The sequence below is a fragment of the Ruegeria sp. BHSB064 genome (assembly GCF_059613205.1).
In genome coordinates, this window is sequence record NZ_JBXWSB010000051.1 from 22,257 (window position 1) to 28,693 (window position 6,437).

Here is a 6,437-nt window from a genome sequence, read left to right on the forward strand (position 1 = left end):
CTTCGGGTAGGTTTGTGGGCAATCAACCGCTCAGACCCTTTTCCCAAGCTGAACAACGCCAGTCAAAGGTAAGTGATCCGAAGCCTGCACCAAAGCCCCGGATCTCAGGGCCTGAACCTCAGAAACCGCGTCAGGCATATCCGTCAAGATTCTGTCCAACGGTAAGAAGGGTGCTCTGCTTGGGAAAGTGGGCTGAGCGGGTCCTTGAAAGGCTGTTCCGACAATCCGCCGGTGAAACATCAAGCCGCCCCAGGGGCGCCATTCGTTGAAGTCGCCCAGCATGAGAGTCGGCATTTCAGGGCGACGATGTAAGTATTGTCCGATAGTGCGCATCTGGATGATGCGCAGCGGTTGCGACAAGGACAGATGCATGGTCATGATGCGCAGCGGACAATCTTCAACCAAGGTTTCGAGCACCAAAGCACCTCGGTGGCAGTGGCCTGGCAGATCAATCAAATCTGCATGGGTGCGCTGAAACTTTTCACCCAGAAAAAGAATGCTTCCGAGAAATCCATCGCTTTGACTGCCCCAACGCAACGCAGGGATGTCTTGCGTGTAACTGAGACCTGTAAGTTCGGAAATTCTTTGTATGTCCAGAATCCCGGCATGTGGCCGACAGTCCTCGTCTGCTTCCTGCAACGCCAAAACGTCCAATCCCAAAGGGGCCAGTTCCGACTTGATCGCACCAACGACGCGGTTCGGATCGATCTGTCCATCTGACCCTTTGGCGCGATGAATGTTCCATGTCGCGCAGCGAATTCTGGCGTTGCTCATGTTTTTTCCGGCTTTTGCATGTTGGCAACCTATATTGAACACAACCTTACTTGCCACTCGGAGGTCGTCAAAAATGGCTGATACGCTTGAAAAACCAGTTTGGGGTAAATTTGGTGTCGCAGCGCGAACAATTGCTGCTTCGGCTGCATTCGGCGCATGCGCAGTAGCAGCCTATGCCGACATGGCGCGGTATGAACTCGATCCGACGCACACAGCCATCTATTTTACGGTTGATCACATCGGGTATGCAAAAACCCTTGGAGTGTTCACCGACGTCACCGGTAGTTTCATGTACGATACCGAGACACAGGAGCTGCGTGACGTTCAGGTCATTATCAAAGCGGCATCAGTCAACACGTTCAACGATGCACGGGATGGTCATGTCCGAAACCGGGACTTTCTGGATGTGACGACCTATCCAGAGATTACTTTTGTTGCGAATGGCGGCACACCTGCGGACGCCAGCAGCGGAACTGTCACCGGAGAACTGACGATTTTGGATCAGACTCTGCCAATAACTCTGAACGTGACGCTCAACAAAGTTGCAGAATACCCGTTCGGCCATAAACGCGAGGTTTTGGGACTTTCACTGGACACTTCGATTTTACGCAGCGAATTCGGGATGGGATACGGCGTTGAGAACGGGCTTGTTGGCGATGAAGTGACGATCAACATCGAAACGGAAGCCATCAAAAGCGAAGGTTGATTCCGGTTCGTGATTGTGGTGCCTGCCAACGGATTGAGCCAGAATACCGCGTCGTTTCTGATAGCCGCTGCTAAGCTGCCTGGACCGGTTCTGCGCTGTACACGGATGTCAGCCACCGGTCTCTGCGCCAAGCCGTTTGGCCAGGACACAGGTCAGGAACACGGCAATTACAAGAAAGGCTGCGCCAACAAGCCAGGCCGTCGGTGTAGAATAAACTTCGGCGATGGCGCCTGCCAAGATCAGGCCCAATGCTGCCCCAAGTTGCTGAATAAGTGACCTCAACGACAACATTGTGGATCGTTGGCGGTCTTCTACACATCTGTGCAAAACACTGCTGGCGGGCGTCTCGGCAACGCCGAGGACAACAGAATACACAATGAAAACCAACACAAACCCGACGATACCGCCCTGCAAAGCCAGTGCAATCTGAACGCTCGCCATACAGGCAAAAGCAGCGGTAAGGGTCACTGCGTGCTGTCGTTTGAAAATCCGGCTGATGCGCGGAGACAGCCACGCGCCGAAAGCGATTGAGAAAAAATAGGTCGCGGACAGGACACCAATGATCGTGTTTGCATAGCCGTCTTGTAACATGGGCTTTGCATGGGTCGGCCAGATCACCTCAACCGGGTTTGTGGCCATCAGGAAAAACGCCAGAGCGACCAAAAGAACCGACAGGGCCGGGTGTTTCAGGGCGAGGAGGCCCGCGTCTTTGATGATCAATGGCACAGTTGCGAACCCCTGTTTCAGAACACGGGGGTTCAGTGGGCGCGGGTCTTCCACTATGAAAATCAGAGTATAGGTGAACACCCCAAGCATTACTGCCAAGCTTGCCGCGTAAGATACATCATAGACACTGAAACCCGATCTTTCCGCCACCGTGCCAAAGAGATCGGGCAAAAGACCCCCAAAAACCGCGCCCACCGCCAAGCCCATTGCATTGGCCCATTGCGCTTTTGCCAGAGCAGGTTGAACATCCACATTCGGCGCAGCGGCTTTGAAAGTTTCAACAAACCAAGCGTCGAGTGTGCCCGACCGCAAAGCACGCCCAAATCCAATGAAGGCAAATGAGAGCGCGAGAACATAGAAATCACTTGTCGAGAGAAAGAGTACGAGGGAGATCAAGCTGGCAACAACCGCTGCCAGAAAGACAGGCTTTCGCCCTATATTGTCTGCCAGTCCCCCGAACGGGAGTTCCATCGTCATAGTTGTGACCGAGTAGATCGCAAATAGAAGCGAGATCTGGAGAAGGTCCATACCTCGATCAGCCAATGCCAGCGCAACAACGGCAACCGTCAAACCCATCGCAAAGCGATCAAGAAATTGGTGCAGTTGAAATACCCGAATGTGTCGGCGCGCCGGGCCGGTCAGCGCAGCAAACGAGAATTCTAGTTCCGTTGCCATGGTTGCACCTTCGGCTTTACAGGCATCTTTTTCAATACCTCGGCAGAACTGGCGCCTGTGCTGCCTGAACCAAGGCGGTCATTCGAACAGGCGCAGCGCAAGATCACTTTGTCTGCCTTATCGTGCGTTCCGCCAGCCTCTGATTTAGCGCCCGCGGCGAACGGTCGGAATGCGGGCTGCAACACCTCAAGGCCCGGCGAAGGTCGGCTTCGGGCGGATAGTCAATCTATGTAAGCCCGTCGCCGATTTCATGTCGTGGCGATGTTTTTTGCGTCCATACTGAATCAGAGCTGTATCCGGAAAGCTGCGAAACCGTCGGTGCCTTCTCCGGCGTCCTCGATTGAGACACCTTTGACGTCGCCCAAATAATCCCGCGCTTTCGGGCCCGTTTCGAACAACACCGTGGTGTCCGCAAGCGGCGCAAAAGACCAGTTGGCATCTGCTTTTGGATCTATCGTACCCTGCTCGACAATGTAGCGGACGATGACGTCGCGGTTGGTATCCGGGGCTTCGAATACAATTGTGTCACCCAGCGCTCCGGGGAAGGACCCGCCACCTGATGCACGATAGTTGTTGGTGGCGACAATGAACTCCATGTCATCCGTGACCGGTTCACCATTGTAAGTGAGGTTTACAATCCGTCCAGCATTGGGGTTTATCTCTTCGCCCTTGGGCCCGAAGCGCGAGGGTTGGGACAGGTCAATTTGATAGGTCACGCCATCCATGACGTCGAAGTTGTAAGACGGGAATTCCGGGTTCAGCAGGATTGCATCTTTTGAACCCGCTTCAACCTGATTGAACATTCCGGCCGACCGTTCCAACCAGCCTCTGACTTGCGCACCATTCACGCGGACCGCGCGGACCGTGTTCGGATAGAGATACAGATCGGCAACGTTTTTGATGGCAACGTCACCAATGGGTACGTCGGTGTAGTAGTCTGGACCGCCGCGGCCACCAGCCTTGAATGGGGCTGCTGCGGACAGGATCGGCAGACCTTCATGTTCGGTGCCTTTCAGCATCTCTTGGACATACCACTTCTGTGCAATTGATACGATTTGGACAGACGGGTCATCCGCGACCAGCGCGAAATAGCTGTGCAGCGGGGCCGAGGTCTTACCAACGGCGCGACGCACATAGGCCAGCGTTTCGTCGTGAACTGTCGCAACCGAGTCGAGGACTCGCTGATCATCTCCGACCAAGGCTGTGATTGATCGGTCTTCGTTCCTTTGGGAAATAGGCCGTGCCTCGGATGTGGTTGTGACCACACGCCATTCATTTCCATCCCGTTCCAGCAGCAGATCCAGTACGCCAAGATGCGAGCCCCAGAAGCCGCCCATGACGGCGGGTTTTCCCATCAGTGTGCCTTTTTCAACATCGATGCCGGGACGGTCCGCAAAAGTTGGCGACGGAAAGACCAGGTGGTTGTGACCTGTGGCCAGCGCGTCGATCCCTTCAACGCCAGCCAGCACGACCGACGCGTTTTCCATACCATCTTCATGGTCGGCGTCGCCAATTCCCGAATGCGACAAGGCGATGATCAGGTCGCAGCCCTGTTCCTGCATCTCAGGCACATAGGCTTTGGCCGTCTCAACAATATCCCGCGCTTCGACATTGCCTTCGAGATGTTTGCGATCCCAGTTCATGATCTGCGGAGGTGTAAAGCCAATCACACCGATTTTGATCGGATGCTTTGTGCCATCACCCATTTCGATCTCGCGGTCGAGGATGGCGTATGGCTGGACAAGCGTCTTGTCATCGCGCGGGCTTGCGCCTTTCTCTTTTGCAACGTTGGCAAGAACCACTGGGAAATCCGCACCAGCCAAAGACGTCTCAAGAAAGTTTAACCCATAGTTAAACTCGTGGTTGCCCAATGTGGCTGCATCGTAACCAACCGTATTGAACGCGGTGATGATTGGATGGCTATCCCCTTCTTTCATTCCGCGTTCGTAGGCAATGTAATCGCCCATCGGATTGCCTTGCAGAAAGTCTCCGTTATCCACCAAAAGCGAGTTCGTCGCCTCGGACCGGATTTCATTTATGATAGATGCGGTACGGGACAGGCCCACTGTGTCGCGGGGTTTGTCGGCGTAGTAATCATAGGGGAAGACATGGACATGGATGTCGGTTGTTTCCATGATCCGAAGATGCGCCTGATTGTTGGCCGCAGCAGCCGAAAAAGGGTGAAGCGTAACCGCAGCGGCACTTGCCGCGGTTGTGCAAAGAAACTGGCGACGCGAAAATAGCGGACGGTAAGTGAAAGACATTGGGCACCTCTCAAGTTGGTTGGTCAACGCGCCTTTTGCTGGCTGCCCGCGACATCCTGACGACACGAGTTGCGAGAACACCTTTCGCGTTGATCATAGGTGGTGGTATTCATCACCATACCCGAACATCATGAGTTTGCTAAGATACGGCAAGGCGTGAATTTGAGCTTTCTTTGCTCAGGCCGCTATCGATCAACAAAGGTTCTGTTGCAATCTTTTGACGTCGAAGCTGAATAGGCTAACGCGTGGGTGGTCGCCAGCAGCAACCAGTTGAACGTACGTTCCTGATCTCCTTCAAAGTCGCGCGCAGGTGCAAGGGACCGTGTGACCGATCCGGGCGAATGGACGAAACTTACATAAAGCTGACAGGTGCGCGGGTCTGTCTTAACCGATGCTTTCTGTTTCGCGGATTTCATTTTCATCACCACTCTCTGATGGTTGCGATGAGCCTGAAGTCCTGCGCTACGCAATCACCCCGGTCTGTACCATGAGCGCTGATGTCAGACAGCTGTTGATACCTCCGAGTGGCGACACCTCAAACGGCACTTTATTGACTTTTTGGGTGTTTTGAGGCAATATAACCGTATATTTAATAAGCATTAACATTATTCTTTTTTAGCAAATCACACTTGGCCGCAATTGGTGCGACGCGCTCTATTTGGCGCAATTCCCAAGTGAAATCGACAAAAGTTCATATTCAAATCGGAGGCTTGTTTTAGCTATGCCTAGTCAATTTCAATTTATTTTCGGCCGTGTCACCCAAAAGGAGAACGGTCAGCCGATACACGGATTACTGGTTAAGATTCGCGCCGTATTCGGGAGCGCCTGGCACAAGCGGGACGACTGTAAGATCGACTTGGGGTGTGTACTGACGGCCGCTGATGGCCGATTTGTTCTCAGAGTAGATCCTTCAAAAATCCCGGAGGATTGCCGATGCGAAGGCCCCATGGAACTCCGGATGAAGTTGCGCGATCGCGACGGAGAGAGCATCCACAAGGCCCGGCTCAAGGTAGAAGATTGCTTCTGCAGCCAAGGCATCAATTTCGACGTTGCCGTTCCATCAGAAGATCTCATTTGCCACCTGAACCGCCCGTTAAGCTGGGTGGCACCGGACAAGCCGTTTTTGCCAGACAGTATCTTTGATGACATCGAGGAAGCACTTGAGCTTGCGGATGCCGGTCGGTGGCATCAAAAGCGGAAGGACTTCTCTGAATGCGTCCGCCCAACGCTTGCGATCTTTGGCAATGCGCTTGATGACGCCTGGCATGTTCTGAACGGAAGTGTTGCTGCCA

6 protein-coding genes are annotated in these 6,437 nt (G+C 53.8%); 2 read left to right on the forward strand and 4 right to left on the reverse strand.

What is annotated here, in order from left to right; translation table 11 throughout:
- Window positions 1–30: 30 nt before the first annotated feature.
- Window positions 31–774: an endonuclease/exonuclease/phosphatase family protein gene (locus tag AC2FNU_RS13270; protein ID WP_496789042.1), complete on the reverse strand. Its 744-nt coding sequence runs from the start codon at window positions 772–774 to the stop codon at window positions 31–33.
- A 73-nt stretch (window positions 775–847) separates the two neighbouring features.
- Here AC2FNU_RS13270 and AC2FNU_RS13275 point away from each other — a divergent pair, with 73 nt between their 5' ends.
- The gene (locus tag AC2FNU_RS13275) at window positions 848–1,480 is read left to right on the forward strand and encodes a YceI family protein (RefSeq protein ID WP_496789045.1); all 633 of its coding nucleotides are present in this window, start codon (window positions 848–850) and stop codon (window positions 1,478–1,480) included.
- Between the two features lie 108 nt (window positions 1,481–1,588).
- On the opposite strand, the gene AC2FNU_RS13280 is transcribed toward AC2FNU_RS13275, so the two are convergent.
- From AC2FNU_RS13280 to AC2FNU_RS13290, 3 genes are all read right to left on the reverse strand, one after another.
- Window positions 1,589–2,881, reverse strand: coding sequence for an MFS transporter (locus AC2FNU_RS13280; RefSeq protein ID WP_496789048.1), 1,293 nt, complete (start codon window positions 2,879–2,881; stop codon window positions 1,589–1,591).
- A gap of 284 nt (window positions 2,882–3,165) precedes the next feature.
- Window positions 3,166–5,145 carry a bifunctional 2',3'-cyclic-nucleotide 2'-phosphodiesterase/3'-nucleotidase gene (locus AC2FNU_RS13285; protein ID WP_496789049.1) on the reverse strand — a complete coding sequence of 660 codons (1,980 nt, stop codon included), beginning with the start codon at window positions 5,143–5,145 and terminating at the stop codon, window positions 3,166–3,168.
- 185 nt (window positions 5,146–5,330) lie between these two features.
- Window positions 5,331–5,561, reverse strand: a complete 231-nt coding sequence (locus AC2FNU_RS13290) for a hypothetical protein (protein ID WP_496789052.1) — start codon at window positions 5,559–5,561, stop codon at window positions 5,331–5,333.
- 242 nt (window positions 5,562–5,803) lie between these two features.
- Between AC2FNU_RS13290 and AC2FNU_RS13295 the strand changes: the two genes are divergently transcribed.
- On the forward strand, window positions 5,804–6,437 hold a 634-nt coding region (locus AC2FNU_RS13295), incomplete at its 3' end, for a hypothetical protein (protein ID WP_496789054.1).